The organism is Pseudomonas sp. 5C2 (assembly GCF_034314155.1).
Lineage (GTDB): Bacteria > Pseudomonadota > Gammaproteobacteria > Pseudomonadales > Pseudomonadaceae > Aquipseudomonas.
Genome location: NZ_JAVIWH010000003.1, coordinates 83,739 through 101,086, shown reverse-complemented (window position 1 = coordinate 101,086; position 17,348 = coordinate 83,739). Strand labels below are relative to the sequence as shown.

Annotated in this window: 15 protein-coding genes; 4 read left to right on the top strand and 11 right to left on the bottom strand. The window is 58.6% G+C overall.

Going from position 1 to position 17,348, the window contains the following annotated elements; translation table 11 throughout:
* Positions 1-12: 12 nt before the first annotated feature.
* The 8 genes from RGU44_RS15160 to RGU44_RS15125 all read right to left on the bottom strand — a co-directional run bounded on the left by RGU44_RS15160 (position 13) and on the right by RGU44_RS15125 (position 10,430).
* Positions 13-1,164: an efflux RND transporter periplasmic adaptor subunit gene (locus RGU44_RS15160; RefSeq protein WP_322217915.1), complete on the bottom strand. Its 1,152-nt coding sequence runs from the start codon at positions 1,162-1,164 to the stop codon at positions 13-15.
* Positions 1,165-1,296: 132 nt separating this feature from the next.
* Entirely contained in the window at positions 1,297-2,409 is a 1,113-nt protein-coding gene (locus RGU44_RS15155) for a DUF1513 domain-containing protein (RefSeq protein ID WP_322181753.1), read from the bottom strand.
* A 1-nt stretch (position 2,410) separates the two neighbouring features.
* On the bottom strand, positions 2,411-3,475 hold the full coding sequence (locus RGU44_RS15150) for an imelysin family protein (protein WP_322217912.1): 1,065 nt from the start codon (positions 3,473-3,475) through the stop codon (positions 2,411-2,413).
* A gap of 36 nt (positions 3,476-3,511) precedes the next feature.
* Positions 3,512-4,897 carry a di-heme oxidoredictase family protein gene (locus RGU44_RS15145; protein ID WP_322278451.1) on the bottom strand — a complete coding sequence of 462 codons (1,386 nt, stop codon included), beginning with the start codon at positions 4,895-4,897 and terminating at the stop codon, positions 3,512-3,514.
* A 193-nt stretch (positions 4,898-5,090) separates the two neighbouring features.
* Complete coding sequence (locus RGU44_RS15140; RefSeq protein ID WP_322217909.1) at positions 5,091-6,419, bottom strand: imelysin family protein; 1,329 nt, start codon at positions 6,417-6,419, stop codon at positions 5,091-5,093.
* A gap of 172 nt (positions 6,420-6,591) precedes the next feature.
* Positions 6,592-8,643: a putative bifunctional diguanylate cyclase/phosphodiesterase gene (locus RGU44_RS15135; protein ID WP_322217906.1), complete on the bottom strand. Its 2,052-nt coding sequence runs from the start codon at positions 8,641-8,643 to the stop codon at positions 6,592-6,594.
* A 310-nt stretch (positions 8,644-8,953) separates the two neighbouring features.
* Positions 8,954-9,550: a superoxide dismutase [Fe] gene (gene sodB, locus RGU44_RS15130; RefSeq protein ID WP_219062217.1), complete on the bottom strand. Its 597-nt coding sequence runs from the start codon at positions 9,548-9,550 to the stop codon at positions 8,954-8,956.
* Positions 9,551-9,827: 277 nt separating this feature from the next.
* Positions 9,828-10,430: a LysE/ArgO family amino acid transporter gene (locus tag RGU44_RS15125; RefSeq protein ID WP_219062216.1), complete on the bottom strand. Its 603-nt coding sequence runs from the start codon at positions 10,428-10,430 to the stop codon at positions 9,828-9,830.
* A 156-nt stretch (positions 10,431-10,586) separates the two neighbouring features.
* On the opposite strand from RGU44_RS15125, the gene RGU44_RS15120 reads away from it, so the two are divergent.
* The 4 genes from RGU44_RS15120 (at position 10,587) to RGU44_RS15105 (ending at position 14,541) form a co-directional block, all read left to right on the top strand.
* Entirely contained in the window at positions 10,587-11,486 is a 900-nt protein-coding gene (locus tag RGU44_RS15120) for a LysR family transcriptional regulator ArgP (RefSeq protein WP_322181743.1), read from the top strand.
* Positions 11,487-11,567: 81 nt separating this feature from the next.
* Complete coding sequence (locus RGU44_RS15115; protein WP_322217903.1) at positions 11,568-12,560, top strand: NAD(P)-dependent oxidoreductase; 993 nt, start codon at positions 11,568-11,570, stop codon at positions 12,558-12,560.
* Between the two features lie 79 nt (positions 12,561-12,639).
* Positions 12,640-13,494 (top strand): ATPase, encoded by an 855-nt coding sequence (locus RGU44_RS15110; protein ID WP_322181739.1) that lies wholly within the window; start codon positions 12,640-12,642, stop codon positions 13,492-13,494.
* Between the two features lie 318 nt (positions 13,495-13,812).
* Entirely contained in the window at positions 13,813-14,541 is a 729-nt protein-coding gene (locus tag RGU44_RS15105) for a hypothetical protein (RefSeq protein WP_322217901.1), read from the top strand.
* Positions 14,542-14,666: 125 nt separating this feature from the next.
* Here RGU44_RS15105 and RGU44_RS15100 read toward each other — a convergent pair whose 3' ends face one another.
* The 3 genes from RGU44_RS15100 to RGU44_RS15090 are packed head-to-tail and all read right to left on the bottom strand — an operon-like array spanning position 14,667 to position 17,234.
* Entirely contained in the window at positions 14,667-15,716 is a 1,050-nt protein-coding gene (locus RGU44_RS15100; RefSeq protein ID WP_322217900.1) for an alkene reductase, read from the bottom strand.
* Positions 15,717-15,736: 20 nt separating this feature from the next.
* Positions 15,737-16,903: an MFS transporter gene (locus RGU44_RS15095; RefSeq protein ID WP_322217898.1), complete on the bottom strand. Its 1,167-nt coding sequence runs from the start codon at positions 16,901-16,903 to the stop codon at positions 15,737-15,739.
* Between the two features lie 28 nt (positions 16,904-16,931).
* Complete coding sequence (locus RGU44_RS15090) at positions 16,932-17,234, bottom strand: helix-turn-helix transcriptional regulator (RefSeq protein ID WP_322181730.1); 303 nt, start codon at positions 17,232-17,234, stop codon at positions 16,932-16,934.
* Between the last annotated feature and the right edge of the window lie 114 nt (positions 17,235-17,348).

The following is a 17,348-nucleotide window of genomic DNA, read 5'->3' as shown; positions in this document are numbered from 1 at the left end:
AGAATTCCTTGATCAGTCAGCGCGTGGCGGGCTGTTCTGTTCGGCTTGCAGTGTCTTGTCGGCACTGATGGCGACATGGGCTCCAGTGTCCAGTTTGAGCTGGCCAGCGCTGACCACCCGTTCACCGGCGCTCAGCCCTTTGCTGACAACCACTCGACCATTGCGGTGCTCGCCCGTCTCGACGAAGCGCCGCTCCACGGTCCATTGCGGCTCGCCTTTGGCGTCTTTTTCGGGCTCGCCCCCGGCGGTTTTTTTCGCCACCACGAGATACACCGAATTGCCGTAGAGGGTATAGCTGATCGCGCTTTCCGGGACCACCACGCGGGTGCTGGCGCCGGGTAGCAATACCTGCAGACTGGCGAACATCCCCGGCAGCAGCTCGCCGCCAGGGTTAGGCAGCGTGGCGCGGACCAGTATGTTGCGCGTGGCGTCATCGACTTTCGGGTTGATTGCGCTGATTTTCGCCTCAAAGGTTTGTGCCGGATAGGCCGCTACGGTGACCAGCGCTACCTGGCCAACCGCCAGTTTCGGCACCGCTTGCTCAGGTACATAGAAGTCGACGTACAAACTGCTCAAATTCTGCAACGTGGCGATCATCGTGCCGCTCGCGAGGTAATCACCGACATCCACCTGACGAATGCCGATGGTGCCGCTGAAGGGGGCGAGGATGCTTTTTTTCGCCAACGCGGCATTTAATTGGGCGACCGAGGCGTAGGCTTTTTTCAACTGTGCGGCGAGCCGGTCGAAATCGCCTTTGGAGATGGCCTGGCTACCGACCAATTGGCTGCCACGTCCGTGCTCAATCTTCGCCAGGCCCAATTCAGCTTCAGCGGTGCCCAACAGCGCCCTTTCAACATCGCTGTCCAACTGCAGGAGCAGCTGACCAGCAGTGACCTTCTGCCCGGACTCGAACTGCAAGGCCTTGACCGTCCCTGCAATCTCCAGGCTCAGATCGACCCCTTGCAAGGCCTTGAGGGTGCCAATCGCCGGGAGCTGACTCTGCCACGGTTGTTCGTTGGCGGTAACGACGGCAACATTGATGGGCGGTTTGGGGGTGGCGAATACCTGGATCTGCCGATAGACGGAAAAGGCTTTATAGCCCGCTAGGCTCAGCGCCACGAGCAGCACAACCCCCAACATGATCAGCATCCGGCGACGCAGCATATTCCACTTCCTTGGAAAAACCGTTGAATCGGGCGAGCACATGAATCCCGCCGCCCCAGCGTTGTCTCGGGGCGATACTGCAGGAACTACGGGCGTGCTGGTTCAGGATAAGCCAGCTTTGCTGGCCCTGCATCAAACCAGATGCAGATGGTTATCCCAGAGCCCCGCCGGCAATTCAAGAGGCTTTGCCAGCAGCTCTGTTTGCCGACAATCGTAGAATCGACAGCGTCCCTGGCCTGAGGTGACGACGAAACCATCCGTCACTGCGCCGACGCCTGCGCAGTCGGCCAGTGACGCATCGAGACGCACTTCGCCGCTGTCCAGATCCCAGATAAAAAAGCGGTTGCCGCGCGGTGCGGTGAGGGCCACCAGACGCAGTTCGCTGTGCACTGCAACGCTGGCGGTGTAGTGATTCATCGCCTGCGATTGGCTGTCGGCCACCGGGAACGCCACGAAGGGCTGGCCGGGGCGTTTGATCGCCAGCAGTTCAGACGACTCGTGTGCTTCGCCCATGAACTGCTGCCCCGCGACAATCGTGCCGTCGCTGGCGATGGCCAGATGGCGGATGCTGTTCATCGACTGGCTGAGGGCTTCTTTGCTCAACAAGGTGCCATCGCGCTGCATCAGCACCAAGCTGGGCTGCATGGCATTGAGGTTCATTTCGACCCGGCTTTCGGCTTCGGTGCGAATCCCGCCGTTGGCGACCACCAGGGTTTCGCCATCGGGCATCCACGACACCTGATGAGGGCCGACGCCGTGGGTAGGGATTTCGCCACTGTGTACCAGGCGTTCGTTGACGAACTGATAGACGCTCAGCACCCCGCGTCCTGGGTCGGTGGTGTCGTTTTCAGTGGCGTACAGCCATTCGCCACTTTTGTGAATGACGGCGTGGCCGTAGAAGTGCCGGTTGGGCCGGGACGTGAGGGTCTGGAGCAAACGACCGTCCCGCAAGTCGAGCAGGTAGCTTTGCGTCCCGGGCCTGCGCGCGACGAACAGCGCCAAGGGCAGGTCAGGGTGATTGATGATGTCATGGCAACGTTGGCCGACCTGAGTGGCGAAGACTTGGCTGCCGTCCAGACGATACCCCACGGCATAGTGCTTGCCGTTGCCATCGTCCCGAGCGGAAAGCAGCAGAGGGTTCGCCCCTTTTTGCCGAAACCCCTTTTGCTGAAAGAGTGTCCAGCCGCCCAGCGTACAAGCGCCGAGCAGCAGACTTCCAAGGGCCAGGGCCTGACGTCGCAACATATCAGTCACCATCATTAGCGTTGAAGCCAAGCTGGATACCCAGCGCCTTGGCGAGTTCGCCTTCATGCAAACGATGGAGGGCGTTGAGGCTGTCGTAGAAGGCATTGAGCTGCTGACGACCAGCGTCGGTGGCGAGCAGGTCGGTCAACGGAGGTTTCAACGCTGAAAGCAGCTGGCGGCTGGCGGCATAAGCGGCATCGATTTTGTCGGCCAGTGGTTTTTGTTCGGCGGGCAGCAGGCCACGCAGGCCGTGGTTGTCGACGCCAGACCACACCGTCTCGGCGCTGATCAAGCTGGCTTCCAGGCTACTGAGCGATGCCTTGCTGCGCCAGGCGTCGGCCTGGAACGGCTGTGGTATGCCCTTGGTCTGACGACCCAATGGCGTGCCAAGTTTTTTCTTCAGGCTGTCCAGTGCGGTGACCTGCACCCGAAGCAATTCAGCGATGGCTTCATGGGCGTCGGCATAACGCGGATTAGGGAACTTGCTCAATTGTGCGAGCATGCCATCAGTGCTGTTCCAGCCGGTCAGGATCTCCTCGGCCAGCGCTTTCTGGCGCTCACCGATAGCGATCAGCAGGGGGCAATAACGGGTTTTTTGCTCGGTGTTGGCCATGTCGACATTGGCGTCGAACAGGATGTATTCATACGCCGAAAGGCCCTGCACCACGACGCTGGACTTGCTCAGTGCGTCGGCATTGATCTGCGGTTGTGCGCTGACCAATTGCTCTACCTGGCGCCCCACTAGGTTCTTTTTGTCTGGCCAGAACTGGACTTGCCAGGCGCGATTGCCTTCGGCCAATGGACCAATCAGCAATGGCTGTAATTCAGCCCAGGCTTTTTGCGCGTGCAGGAAGTCGGCGCGGGCGGTGTCCAGGTCTGACGTGCCCTGACAGAACGCCAACGCGCTGATCGACAGTTGGCGGTCGGCATCGACCCAGCGACTGTAGGTCGGCAGTATCACCTGTTTGGCGATGGCGGCAGACGTCACGGCCTGTGGGTCTTGTGGCGAGCAGGCGGCGATGGCAAAGGCGGCCAGGCTGGTGAATAACAGTTTGGGGCGGAACATGTCCGGCTCCTCTTCTCATCAATAGGGATTACATCGTTAAAGCGAGTTCAAAAACGCTAATAATGCAGTGCGCTGTTCGGCGCTAAACGCCAATACTTGTTGCTGCGCGGCGTGCGCTTCGCCACCGTGCCAGAGCACGGCTTCAAGCAGGTTCCGAGCGCGACCGTCGTGTAAAAACTGTGTGTGCCCGCTGACTGTTTCGGTCAGGCCAATGCCCCACAACGGCGGAGTACGCCAGTCGCGGCCAGTGGCTTGAAACTCGCTGCGATGGTCGGCCAGTCCTTCGCCCATGTCGTGCAGCAACAAATCGCTGTAAGGGCGGATCACTTGATTGGCCTGCTCGGGTTCGGCGGCGTTGGCACCCGTGGTGAACTGTGGCGTATGACACTGCTGACAGCCTGTTTGATAAAACAGAGTCTTGCCGGCCAGCACCTGTCGGTTGTCGACATCCCGTCGCGCGGGCACTCCCAGGTTGCGGCTGTAAAACAGCACCAGACGCAGGATGTTATCACTGACCTCCGGTTCGCCTTCAGGGCCTTTACCGGTTGGCGCGTTGAGGCAGTCGATTTGGGTCGAGGTGCAGTCATCGGCGGTTTTGAGGCCGGTGGTCAGGCCCATATCGCCCGAGAAGGCGTGCGCATTTTGCTGGTTGAGATTCGGCTGCCCGGCTTTCCAGCCAAATCGCCCCAGCACGATTTTCTGTTGTGCGTCGTCCCAGACCCGGTTGGGGCGCCCGGTAATGCCATTGTTCCGTTGGTGTTGAGTGTCGGCGTTGGCCAGAATTGCCGCATCCGGGATCGCCTCCAACAGACCTAACCCAATCATCGGTGGTGCGACCCGCGCGGAGAAAAGGGTGCCGGGGTGCATCGGTCCATAGCCGAGTTGGGTAATCTGCAGTTTGGGCTGACGTAATTCGATCCGTGTGCCGTCCTTGAAGGTCACCGGCAACAGCTCATAGTCGACGCGAACCTTACCTTCCGGTGCGACGCCGGGGATCGCCATGTCCTGCAGTTGCCCGCCATACACCGGTTCGGGCAGCACGCCCGATTGCTCAATGAGTGTGGCGTAGGCGGGATCATTGGGGATCGACAGGCGCACCAGCATCGACACCGCATTGCTGTCGCCTGGTGCAGGTGGATGGCCGCGGCCGTCCTTGATGTGGCAGTTCTGGCAGGCGTTGGTATTGAACAGCGGGCCCAGGCCGTCACGGGCGGTGGTGGTCGACGGCGCGATCACCCACGGGCTGCGAAAAAAGCTATTGCCGACGCTGAAATCCAGACGCCGTACAGGCGAAAGATTGGCTGAGGGCAGCGAAAAAGCATTCCGGTCTGTCTTGCTCACCGTCGGGCTTCCCCCCGACAACGCTTCACCCGGCTCGGCTTTAGTGAAACGCGGCGCGTGATCGCACGCACTCATGGTCATGACCAGGAGCAGGGGAAGGGATAGGCGGGATAGCAAGGGAATCACTGGAGCATCCTGATAGTGCGGTTTTGGCCTGACATACCGCTTTCGTGAATGAGTTCACTCCCACAGGGAATCGCATGTTTTCTGTGGGAGTGAATTTATTCACGAAGAGGCCATCACACTTACCTATGTAATGGGTATGAACCTTGAATCAGAGCTCGTGATCAGCGTTGTCCGGGTTCAGGTCGGTGATGCCGAGCTTGGTCGCAGCTTGTTCGATGGCGCCGGTCTGGGTGACCAGTGATGCGATGGCATCGCGCACGATCTGGTTGCCCTGGGTGTTGCCGGCAGCGATCAGTTGATCGAAGTGCTCGCCCTTGTTGGCATGGTCGACGATCACTTGCAGCTTGGCCTGCGTGGCGTTCAAGTCGGCCTTGAGCGTGGCGTCGGCGGTGGCGTCCGCTTTGGCGACCAGCGAGGACAGGCTTGGGCCGCTGATTTTGTTGCCGTCCACACGGGTGTATTCACCCAGATAGACGTTGCGGATGCCCAGACCATTGTAGAAGTGAGAGTTGTGCGTGTTGTCGCTGAAGCAGTCGTGTTCGTCTTCGCTGGAGTTGGCTTCCAGCGCGACTTTCATGCGTTCGCCGGCCAGTTCGCCGAGGGACAGGCTGCCCATGCCGAAGAGCATTTTGCGCAGACCGCTTTCGCCGGACTCGGCTTCCAGCGAGGCGCGGTAGTTGCCTGCAACACCTGGTTTCCAGTTGTCGACCATTTTTTCCAGATCGCTGACCAGCAGGTCGGTCACTGCTTTGAGGTAGGCGCGACGACGATCATTGTGGCCGCCAGTGCCCGCTGCGCCTTCGACGTAATCAGTGGCCGGGCGCTCGCCGGCACCTGGACCGTTGCCGTGCAGGTCCTGGCCCCAGAGCAGGAACTCGATGGCGTGGTAGCCGGTGGCGACGTTGGCTTCGGAACCTCCCAACTCGTTGAGGCTGGCCAGCTTTTCGCCGGTGATTTGCTTGACGTCGACTTTGTCTTCGCCAACCTGGATTTCGGTGTTGGCGATGATGTTGGCGGTCGCGCCCGGGTTGCCCAGCGCGTGCTGGTAATCGCCAGCGACGTAGTCGATCAGGCCTTCGTCCAGGGGCCAGGCGTTAACCTGACCTTCCCAGTCATCGATAAGGGTATTGCCGAAGCGGAAGACTTCACTCTGCATGTAAGGCACGCGAGCGGCGACCCAGGCAGCACGGGCTTTCTTGAGGGATGCGTCGTTGGGGGTGGCGAGGAAGTCGTTCACCGCCGTGCGCAACGTTTTCGCAGTGGATTCGGCATCGCTGAACACGGCGAAGACCATGTTGGTGTAGTTGGCGACCACTGCCTTGGCCGCGACGTCGTCGAGCTGGCCTGCGGCAACAGGTGTTGTGGTAGCAGCAACCGGGGCTTGCGGCGCGGCGGCTTTGTCCTTGCCTTCGCCGCAGCCAGCGAGCGAGATAGCGAAGGCCAACAGACTAGCGGTTGCGAGAGGCATACGAATCATGACGAAATCCTGCGTCGAGAAGTGAATAACACGCGTTAGCAATTGTAAAGGCGGCGCCATAATGCGAAAGATATGCATTCCATGTAAAGGGGCCGCGCAGAAAAACTTGGTTACTCAGCATTTCGGCGTGTAACGGCGGGGGGAAGGAGTGGTAGAGCGGGGCCGTTCCGGGTTACAGGATTTCCGCGTTGGAGCGCTGGGCTTGCTTCAAGTAAGCCAGCAGTTCACGGGCGGGCAGGGGCTTGCTGTAGAGGTAGCCCTGGCCTTCGTGACAGCCTTCAGAAATGATGTAAGCCTCTTGTTCGGCTGTTTCTACGCCTTCGGCAATCACCTGCATGCCGAGACTTTTACCCAGCTGGATGATAGCGCGCACGATAGTGGCGTCATCGTCGTCATCAATCAGGTCCTGGACGAAGCTCTTGTCGATCTTGATTTTGTCCAGCGGCAAGCTCTTGAGGTAACTCAAGGAAGAATAGCCGGTGCCGAAGTCATCAATAGCGATCAACGCGCCGGAGCGGCGCAGGCTAAGCAGATGCTGGGCTGCGGTGCTGATGTCTTCCATCAGGCCGGTTTCGGTGACCTCCAGTTCCAGGCTGCGCGGCGGCAGGCGGTAAATCTGCAGCAGGTTGTTTACCACGCGCGGCAATTCGGCGTGGTGCAGTTGCACGGTGGACAGGTTGACTGCCATGCGCAGGTCACTGAACCCCTGGTCGTGCCATTCGCGTAACTGCCGACATGCCTGATCGAGTACCCACTCGCCAATCGCGATGATCGTGCCGTTCTGCTCGGCCAGCGGAATGAACAGGTCAGGCGGTACCAGGCCGTGCTCGGGGTGCTGCCAGCGTATCAAGGCTTCAACCCCGACGACGCGGTGATCGCGGTAGCTGATCTGCGGCTGGTAGACCAGATACAGCTGATCGCGTGGCAAGGCTTCGCGCAGGTCTTTTTCAAGCTCACGGCGTCGACGCATTTCGCTGTCGACGCTAGCGATATAGAACTGATACCGATTGCGCGACCGGGACTTGGCCAGGGTCATGGTCTGTTCGGCTTTTTGCAGCAGCTTCTCGGTGCTGTCGCCATCTTCTGGGAACAAGGTGATGCCGATGGTCGCGCGCAGACGGATTTCCTGCTGGTCCAGCGCAAAGGGGGCTTCCAGATCGTCGAGGATATTCTGCGCCAGCTCGGCGGCCTCGTAGGGCTGTTCGATATCGGCTTGTACCAACGCAAACTGATCGCCGCCCAAGCGGGCGAGGGCACCCAGTCGGCCGCTATGGCCACGCAGGCGGTCAGCCAGCGCCAGCAACAGTTGGTCGCCAGCCTGGTAACTGAACTGTTCGTTGATGCCTTTAAAGTCATCAAGCCCGACACACAGCACCGCAACCCGACGTTGCAGGCGGCCGGCATCAACCAGAATCTTGTCCAGTTGTTGTTGAAATTGCTGGCGGTTGGGCAGTCCAGTGAGGAAGTCGTACTGGGACATGCGCAGCAGGCTGTTCTCGGCTTCGTGGCGCAGATGCGTGTTGCGTTCAATCGAGGCCAGCAATTGGTTGGCGGTGGTGACCCAAATGCCTAATTCATTTTTTTCATGACCCTTGAGCAGCGGCAGTTGATACTGGCTGGGGCGGTCGGGGTTGATATGGGCCAGGTGTTCAATGATTTTCGACAGCGGTTTGGTCAGCAGCCAGTGATAGACCAGGTACAGCACCAGGCCCATGGCCAAGGCTCGCAGCACGCCGGAAATGAAGATGATCACTGAACTAACGATAAAACTTTCGCCATAGGTGGCGGTATCGAGGGTGATGCGCAGGTCGCCGTAATACTCACTGTACGGGCCATGACCGACCAGCTGAGTAGTGAAGCTGCGCTCCTGTCCGAGGATCAGGTCGGTCAGCCAGCGGGTGGACGTCTGTTTCAGTTCCCGGGATTTCTCCGCGAGCATGGTTTCGTTCGGATGCCCAATGGACGCCATGCGCACCGCATTGTCCTGAAACAGTCCCTCGATGACCTGCATGCCCATCTCCCGGTCCAGGCTGTACACCGCCTGGGTCGAGGGGTCTCGGAACATATCGAGGATGCGTCCGGCATCACTGGCGACGGCTTGTCGGGTCTTGTAGGCGTCGAAGACGATCTGCGCACAACTCAAGACCACCCCTACGATCAACGCCGAGAGCAGCACCACGCGCAGCAGCTTTACCGACAAGCTGTTTCTGAGTTCCAGCTTCAAATGGTTATTCCTTAATCCGTGCTGGGAGCGTGTGACCGTGTGCGAGTATTGGTAAACACAAGCGGCTCGTCAAAGGGGCAATCACATCTGTAGGTCAGTTGCGTGTACCCGGCGTTAATGCTGTTCTAGAGACCGAGGTAAGGCTGTCCCTATTTATGTCGGTCGAATACAGGTGGAACTTGAGCGCTGATCTGTAAAGTTGTCAAGAAACTGATATTAGTCTGCTATCGCATGGTGACAATACAGAAAAGAGCCAAGCACAAACGAAAAAAAACCCGGCAATGCCGGGTTTTTTTGTCTGGATCAGCGCTTAGGCTTTGAAGGTTTTGCCTTCAAATTGCTCAGCGACGAACTTCCAGTTGACCAGATTCCAGAACGCTTCTACGTACTTCGGCCGCACGTTGCGGTAGTCGATGTAGTAAGCGTGTTCCCACACATCGCAGGTCAGCAGCGGTGTTTCGCCGCTGGTCAGCGGGTTGCCGGCACCGATGGTGCTGGCCAGAGCCAGGGAACCGTCAGCCTTTTTCACCAGCCAGCCCCAACCGGAACCGAAGGTGCCGATGGATGTTTTGCTGAACTCTTCTTTGAACTTGGCGAAAGAGCCGAACGCAGCGTTGATCGCGTCAGCCAGAGCGCCGGTAGGTTCGCCGCCAGCGTTTGGCGCCATGCAGTTCCAGTAGAACGTGTGGTTCCATACTTGAGCGGCGTTGTTGAAGATACCGCCCGAAGAAGTCTTGATGATCTCTTCCAGGGTCTTGCCTTCGAACTCGGTGCCTGGCACCAGGTTGTTCAGGTTCACGACGTAGGTGTTGTGGTGCTTGTCGTGGTGGTATTCCAGGGTTTCACGGGAAATGTGCGGCTGCAGGGCATCGTGTGCGTAGGGCAGCGCTGGCAATTCAAAAGCCATGGTTAATCTCCTAATCAGGTCAGTTGCGGTGAGCGCAAGGCCGATCACGGGCGGCCAGACATAAACATGCGTCGGGGAGTTTGTACTCTTTGCGACGCAGGGGCTGGATCATAGCACCCGGCCTGCGCCATAACCACGCAACAACTGTGTGGAATAGAGGTTCCAGAGCCTTGTCGTAAACCTGATGATAAATATTGATCAGCCAACGAGACCTGATAACAACCGCAAATGGGGGGCCGATCCACGGGGTTTATGCGTTGCCCCGAACACTCCGGACTCAGCTCGCTCGAATCAATTGCGCCGCCACACTGAACATCATCACCGCCACCAGTAGATCCAGCATGCGCCAGGTCGCTGGCCGCGCGAGCCAAGGGGAGAGCCACGCCGCACCCACGGCCAGCGTGGTGAACCACAACAATGAGGCACTGGCGGCACCGACCACATAAGCGCCGGGCACACTTTGCTGCGCGCCAAGCGAACCGATCAACAGCACGGTGTCCAGATACACGTGGGGGTTGAGCAGCGTTACCGCCAAAGCACTGAGCAGCACTGCACGCCGTGAGCGCAGCCCGGGTTTTTCATTGAGTTGCAGGCTTTGCCGGGAGCACGCGCGACGCAGCGCCAGGCTGCCGTACCACAGCAGAAATCCGGCCCCGCCCCAGCGGGCAATCGACAATAACAGTGGATTTTGTGCCAGCACATTCGCCAGCCCGAAAACCCCGGCGGCCACCAGCAGGGCATCACATACGACGCACAGTGCCGCCACGGGCAGGTGATGTTCGCGGCGCAGGCTTTGTGCGAGGACGAACGCGTTTTGCGTGCCGATCGCCATGATCAGCCCAGCGGCCACCAACAGGCCATTGAGATAACTTTGCCACATATCCGTCATTCCTCTGTAAAGCTACTCATGTTTGCGCGGCCATCGGCGTCAAAAATGGAGACGTAATTCCTTGGTTGATGCAGTTTGTGTGGCGAGTGTGGGGTGCTTGGCTGTATAAGAAAAACAAATAATGCTCATCACTCATTAGAGAAAATGATGTTCGACTATAAATTGCTCTCCGCTTTGGCGGCTGTCGTCGAGCAGGCGGGTTTCGAGCGTGGCGCTCAGGTCCTGGGCCTGTCCCAATCAGCGGTATCGCAACGGATCAAATTGCTTGAGGCGCGGGTCGGTCAGCCCGTGTTGATCCGTGCCACCCCGCCGAGCCCGACAGAGATTGGCCGACGCTTGCTCAACCATGTGCAGCAGGTGCGTCTGCTTGAACGAGACCTGCAAAGCCAGGTGCCAGCACTGGACGAAGAAGGCATGCCCGAACGCCTGCGCATCGCGCTTAACGCCGACAGTCTGGCGACATGGTGGGCAGCCGCAGTCGGGGATTTTTGCGCCGAGCAGCATCTATTGCTGGACCTGGTGGTCGAGGACCAGGACGTGGGCCTCAAACGGATGCGTGCCGGTGAAGTGGCCGCTTGTGTGTGCGGCACCGAGCGCCCGGTGGCAGGCGCGCGCAGCGTGTTACTGGGTGCCATGCGCTATCGTGCCGTGGCCAGTCCCGGTTTTATCACCCGGCACTTTCCGCAGGGTGTTGCCGCCGTGCAATTGGCGCGCTCACCGGCGCTGGTGTTTGGTCCCGATGACTTTCTTCAGCACCGTTACCTGGCATCGCTGGGCGTGGAGGGTGGCTTCGAGCATCATTTGTGTCCGTCGTCCGAAGGGTTTCTGCGCATGGCCGAAGCGGGGCTCGGTTGGGGGCTGGTGCCGCAGGAGCAGGTGCGTGATCAGATGCAGCGCGGCCTGTTGGTGGAACTGTTGGCTGATCACCCCATCGATGTCCCGTTGTATTGGCATTATTGGCGCAATGGCGGTCAGTTGCTGACGCAGTTGACGGAGCATCTGACCCACCGGGCAGGTCAATGGCTAGTGCCGCTTAACATTTCGTGAGCGTCACTTGCTTCGAGCCACGCAATAAACAACACACGTAATGAACACACACACACACACACACAGTTAACGGAGCGGTAAATGAAGATTCTGGTCACCGGCGCAAGCGGCTTCATCGGCGGACGCTTTGCGCGTTTCGCGTTAGAGCAGGGCTTTACCGTGCGGGTCAACGGCCGTCGTGCCGAGGGCGTCGAGCATCTGGTGCGCCGTGGTGCGGAATTCATTCAGGGTGATTTGTCCGATCCCGAACTGGTACAGCGGCTATGCCATGACGTCGAAGCTGTGGTGCATTGCGCCGGAGCCGTGGGGGTTTGGGGTCGACGTCAGGACTTTCAGCAAGGCAACGTGCAAGTGACGGAAAACATCGTCGAAGGCTGCCTCAAGCAGCAGGTGCGGCGGTTGGTGCATCTGTCGTCGCCGTCGATTTACTTCGACGGTCATTCGCATCTGGGGATCAAGGAAGAACAGGTGCCCACGCGCTTCATCAATCATTATGCGGCGACCAAATACCTGGCAGAGCAAAAGGTTTTCGGTGCCGAAGAGTTCGGGCTGGAAGTCATCGCCTTGCGCCCGCGTTTTGTCACGGGCGCAGGCGACAACAGCATCTTCCCGCGGCTGTTGAACATGCAGCGCAAAAAACGCCTATCGATTGTCGGCAATGGCCTGAACAAGGTCGACTTCACCAGCATCCAGAACCTCAATGACGCACTGCTCAGCAGTCTGCTGGCGGCCGGTTCCGCCTTGGGCAAGGCCTACAACATCAGCAACGGCATGCCGGTTCCACTGTGGGATGTGGTGAACTATGTGATGCGTCAGATGGAACTGCCGCAAGTCACCCGCTACCGCTCCTATGCGCTGGCTTACAGCGCCGCCGCCTTGAACGAGGGGGCTTGCCTGTTGTGGCCCGGGCGCCCGGAACCGACGTTGTCGCGGCTGGGCGTGCAGATGATGAGCAAGGATTTCACGTTAGACATCAGCCGGGCCCAGCATTATCTGGACTATCAGCCACGGGTCAGCCTGTGGACGGCACTGGACGAGTTTTGTGGCTGGTGGAAAGCGCAACAGTCGATTTGAAGCAGGACCTCTTGGTCGGCGGGTCAGTGGTTATACTGCAATCCTTTTCAGTTTCCAGCAGCTTCCAAAAGGTTTAACCATGCGTAACGACCCGCACGATGACTTCCATGATGTGCCGAACCTCAGTGCCAAAGACGACGATGACGATTTTGCACCGACCGCCGCTGCTCGTGAGCGCACGACGGTGTATTCGCGCAGCACGCCAGTGGTAAAGGTCAACCGCGCCAACACCGGGCCTATCTGGGCGTTGGTCGGCGCATTGTTCATTGCCTTCGCTGGGCTGGCCTGGTGGAGTTTTCAGCAGGTTTCGTTGATGGAGCAGCAACTGGTTGCGACTCAGGAAAGCTTTGCTCGCATCAGCGAGGAAGCAGCAGGGCGGTTACAGGATATCTCCGGGAAAGTGGTGGCAACCCAGTCGGTCGCCAGCAATGGCAGTGAGGCGTTGAAACTGCAAATTCAGAAGCTGGAAAGCAAACTGAACGATCAGGACAAACAGCAAGAGGGCGTCGTCGGCCAACAAAGTGGCTTGGGCAAGCGTCTGGAGCAGATGTCTGCGCAGACTGCCCAGTTGCAGACCGCCAATGCTCAGCTAGAAGAGCAAGTGAAAAGCCTGGGTAGCGAACTGGCGGCATTGAAAGGTGCCCAGCCCGACGTGAAGTCCACGCAGTCCATTCAAGCCCAGCTTGATGCCCAGATGAAAAGCCTGAGCGCTGATGTGGCCGCGCTGAAAAAGCAGGGCAATCCAAGTGTGGCCATCGACCGTCTTGAGCAAGAGGTATTGGTGCTCAAGAGCGAGCAGGACAATCGTCCGGCTGCTGCGGCTCAAGGTGGCAGTACCGCTGAGTTTGATGCGTTCCGTGGGCAAGTCACGCGCAACATCAGTACCTTGCAAAGCCAGATTCAGAATCTGCAACAGCAGATTAACGCCCGTTAGTCAGCAGTGAGCACATAAAGGCGCGCACGCATTGGTGTATCGATAAAACCGGTGCGCAGCGTGGCCCTAAGTATTTACAGTGATTGGAATTAGCTCGGTTGCGTGTGGGGCTTTTCTGTTTATTGATGTTTCTTGATAATGAGCCGTGGAGAGGCTTGTCTTTTGTTAGTTATTTTGTAAGGTGTCTTTAGCGACTGAGTTGTTCTGGGTCGAAGCGGGTTATTGAAGTGCTGCATACCCGTTAAATAAATAACCTTGCGATAAATAATTAACACCCGGTCAGGCTATTTGTTGCGGGCCGGGTAAAAGGAAAATGTGATGAATGCACCACTCGATAGTATTGGCTCTGGCCTTGGGACTGATGTTCCTCATGCGGAAGCTTTGATTGCGTCCCCTGCCAGACCGCCTGGTGATAAGTTTAAAAAGCCGATAAAAAAAGATACGTCCGGGGACAAAACGTCGACGTCCAAAGATAAGCCCAAGGGCCCTTCAACCAAGCCACCGCTGACTCTGGACAAGCCAAAAGGCCCTCCAGCCAAACCATCGATTTCCCTGGACAAGCCAAAAGCTCCACCCGCCAAGCCTCAAGTCGATCAGGCGGGCTTGCCAGCCCGAGAGCTTCCGGAAAAACCGGCGCCCCGCAGTATCCTGGAAAGCGTTAGCACTTCCTTTGATATAGCCGCTAACGCCTTTTCGATCGCTTCCACCATCAAGGATTTGTCCACTGGCCAGCCCGCTCCCATCGTTAAGCTGGCCGATGGAACCGTGGTCAATAACGAAACGTCGACCGTTACACTTCCCGATGGGAAAGTAATCGATGACGCTAACAAGACAGTGACTCATCCAGATGGAAGTAAACAATACGCAGACGGGACGACCGAGTATCCGGATGGGTCAATCAAAGACCCTGCCGGTGATATCAAGTACCCGGATGGAAGGTGGTATTACTCGGCAGACAAAGTGATGCGTCATGTTGACGGCACTTTTGAATATGAAGATGGCACGGTAACCGACGCAGACGGTAAACCCGTCGGCAAGCGTGCGTAGGGCGCGCGGGAATACATATTGACTGCTCTGGCGCTGTTTGTAATGGGCGCTAGTTGTTTGTGTGGTCATTAGATAAAAAGCCCCGGCTCTAAGAATCGGGGCTTTTTTAGTGTGGCGTGAACGTCTTACATTCGTGGGTAATCGATATAACCGACCGGGCCCTTACTGTAGAAAGTTTCCAGATGTGCGGGGTTTAGCGGTGCATCTTGTTGCAGACGCTCCGGCAGATCAGGGTTGGCGATGAACGGCACGCCGAACGCAATTGCATCGGCCTTGCCACTGGCCAGCCAGGCGTTGGCGCTGTCTTTGGTGAAGCGTTCGTTGGCGATGTACTGGCCGCCGAAGGCTTTTTTCAGCTGTGGGCCAAGGCTGTCGCCAGCTTCTTTTTCACGGGAGCAGATAAACGCGATCCCACGCTTGCCCAGTTCACGGGCTACGTAGGTGAAGGTTTCGGACAGGTTCTCGTCGCCCATGTCATGGGAGTCGGCACGTGGCGCCAGGTGCATGCCGACACGGCCCGCGCCCCAGACTTCGATCACCGCATCGGTCACTTCCAGCATCAGGCGTGCACGATTTTCCAGCGAGCCGCCGTATTCGTCGGTGCGGTGGTTGGTGCTGCTTTGCAGGAACTGATCGAGCAGGTAACCGTTGGCACCGTGGACTTCGACACCGTCGAAACCGGCGGCCTTGGCGTGTTCCGCTCCTACGCGGTAAGCATCGACGATCTCGGCGATTTCAGCGGTTTCCAGGGCGCGCGGTACCGGGTAGTCAGACAGTGGACGAACCAGGCTGACGTGGCCCGCAGGGGCAATCGCGCTCGGAGCGACCGGGGTTTCACCGTTGAGGTACGACGGATGGGAAATCCGGCCAACGTGCCACAGTTGCAAAACGATACGGCCGCCTGCAGCGTGCACGGCTTTGGTAATGTTGCTCCAGCCCCGTACCTGGTCGTTGGACCAAATACCGGGCGTGTCAGGGTAGCCGACGCCCATTGGCGTGACCGAGGTCGCTTCGCTGATGATCAGGCCCGCCGAGGCGCGCTGAACGTAATACTCAGCCATCAGTGCATTGGGGACGCGACCTTCATCGGCGCGGCAGCGGGTCAGCGGCGCCATGATGATGCGGTTCGGCAATTTCAGATCGCCCAGTGTAATCGGGTCAAAAATAGTGGTCATGGTGTAGAACCCTCTAAGGATCAGTCGGTAGCAGGTGCCAGATCGGGGTTAACGCTCTGGCGAAAAGTAAGCAGGGTCACCAGCAGTGCGAGCACCGCCAGCGCTGCAGCGGCCACAGGCACGCGGGTCAAGCCGAAGCCGTGTGCGATTACGCTCCCACCCGCCCAGGCGCCCAGGGCGTTGCCGATGTTGAAGGCGCCGATGTTCAGGGTCGAAATCAGGTTGGGCGCGGCCTTGCCGAAGGTCATCACGTTCACTTGCAGGGCGGGCACGGCTGCGAAGCTGGCGGTGGCCCAGAGGAACAGGGTTATTTCAGTTGGAATGAGCGCGGTGCTGGTCCAGGTCAGCACGGTGGAGACCACCGCCATGACGATGAACACGCCGATCAGGGTCAGCGACATATTGCGGTCGGCCAGCTTGCCGCCAATCACATTGCCCAGGGTCAAACCCAGGCCGATCAGCAGCAGGGTCCAGGTCACGCCGCTGGGTGATACCCCGGTGACGTCGCCGAGCAATGGGGCGATGTAGGTGAACAGGGTGAACACGGACGCGGCGAACAACACGGTCATGCTCAGTGATAGCCAGATTCCGGCGCCAGTCAGGGCGGCCAGTTCGGCACGCATGTCGAGTTTTTCCTCGTCATGTTTGGCCGGCAGGAAGCGGATCAAACCGATCAACGAGATCACGCCGAGCAGCGTCACCGCCCAGAAGGTCGAACGCCAGCCCGCCAACTGCCCCAGCGCGGTGCCCAGTGGCACGCCCAGGACGTTGGCGAGGGTCAAACCGGTGAACATCATGGCGACGGCCGAAGCGCGACGATTGGGCGCGACCAGGTTGGCCGCAACGACCGAGCCGATACCGAAAAATGCACCGTGACACAGGGCGGTGACAATCCGGGCGAACATCAGCAGGTTGTAGTCGCTGGCGAGGGCGCAGAGCAGGTTGCCGATGATGAAAATCACCATCAGCGAAACCAGTGCGGCCTTACGGGGCAGTCTGGCGGTGACCAGGGCCATGAACGGCGCGCCGATAGCCACGCCCAGGGCGTAACCGGTCACTAGCCAGCCAGCGCCAGGGATCGAGACACCGAGGTCAGCCGCGACATCGGGCAGCAGCCCCATGATCACGAATTCCGTGGTGCCAATAGCGAAGGCGCTCAAGGCCAGCATCAGTAGCGAAAGAGGCACGAAGCGTCTCCTGAAAAGTGGGAAGAAATCAGAGCTGCTTGTTCATTTCTTGCAGGAACGCCTGGATGGCGTCTTCGTTGCGTTTGAAAAAGTGCCATTGGCCGACCTTTTTGTTGGTGATCAGACCGGCACGTTGCAGGACCGCCAAGTGCGCAGAAACGGTGGACTGGGAGAGGCCGGCACGTTGGTCGATCTGTCCGGCGCAAACGCCGTTGTCCAGCGAGTGATCCTGATTGGGAAAGCAGGCGTGAGGGTCTTTGAGCCACGCGAGTATTTCGCGGCGAACAGGGTGGGCCAGCGCTTTTATTATTTCGTCGAGGTCGATAGACATGTCGTTCTCAAATCCGTGTATAGCGGTATATCGCGAATCAGCGAACTTTATATCTATATTTCGCGATATACAAATATGAATGGGTGCTAAGCATCTCATAAAACGCTATATCGG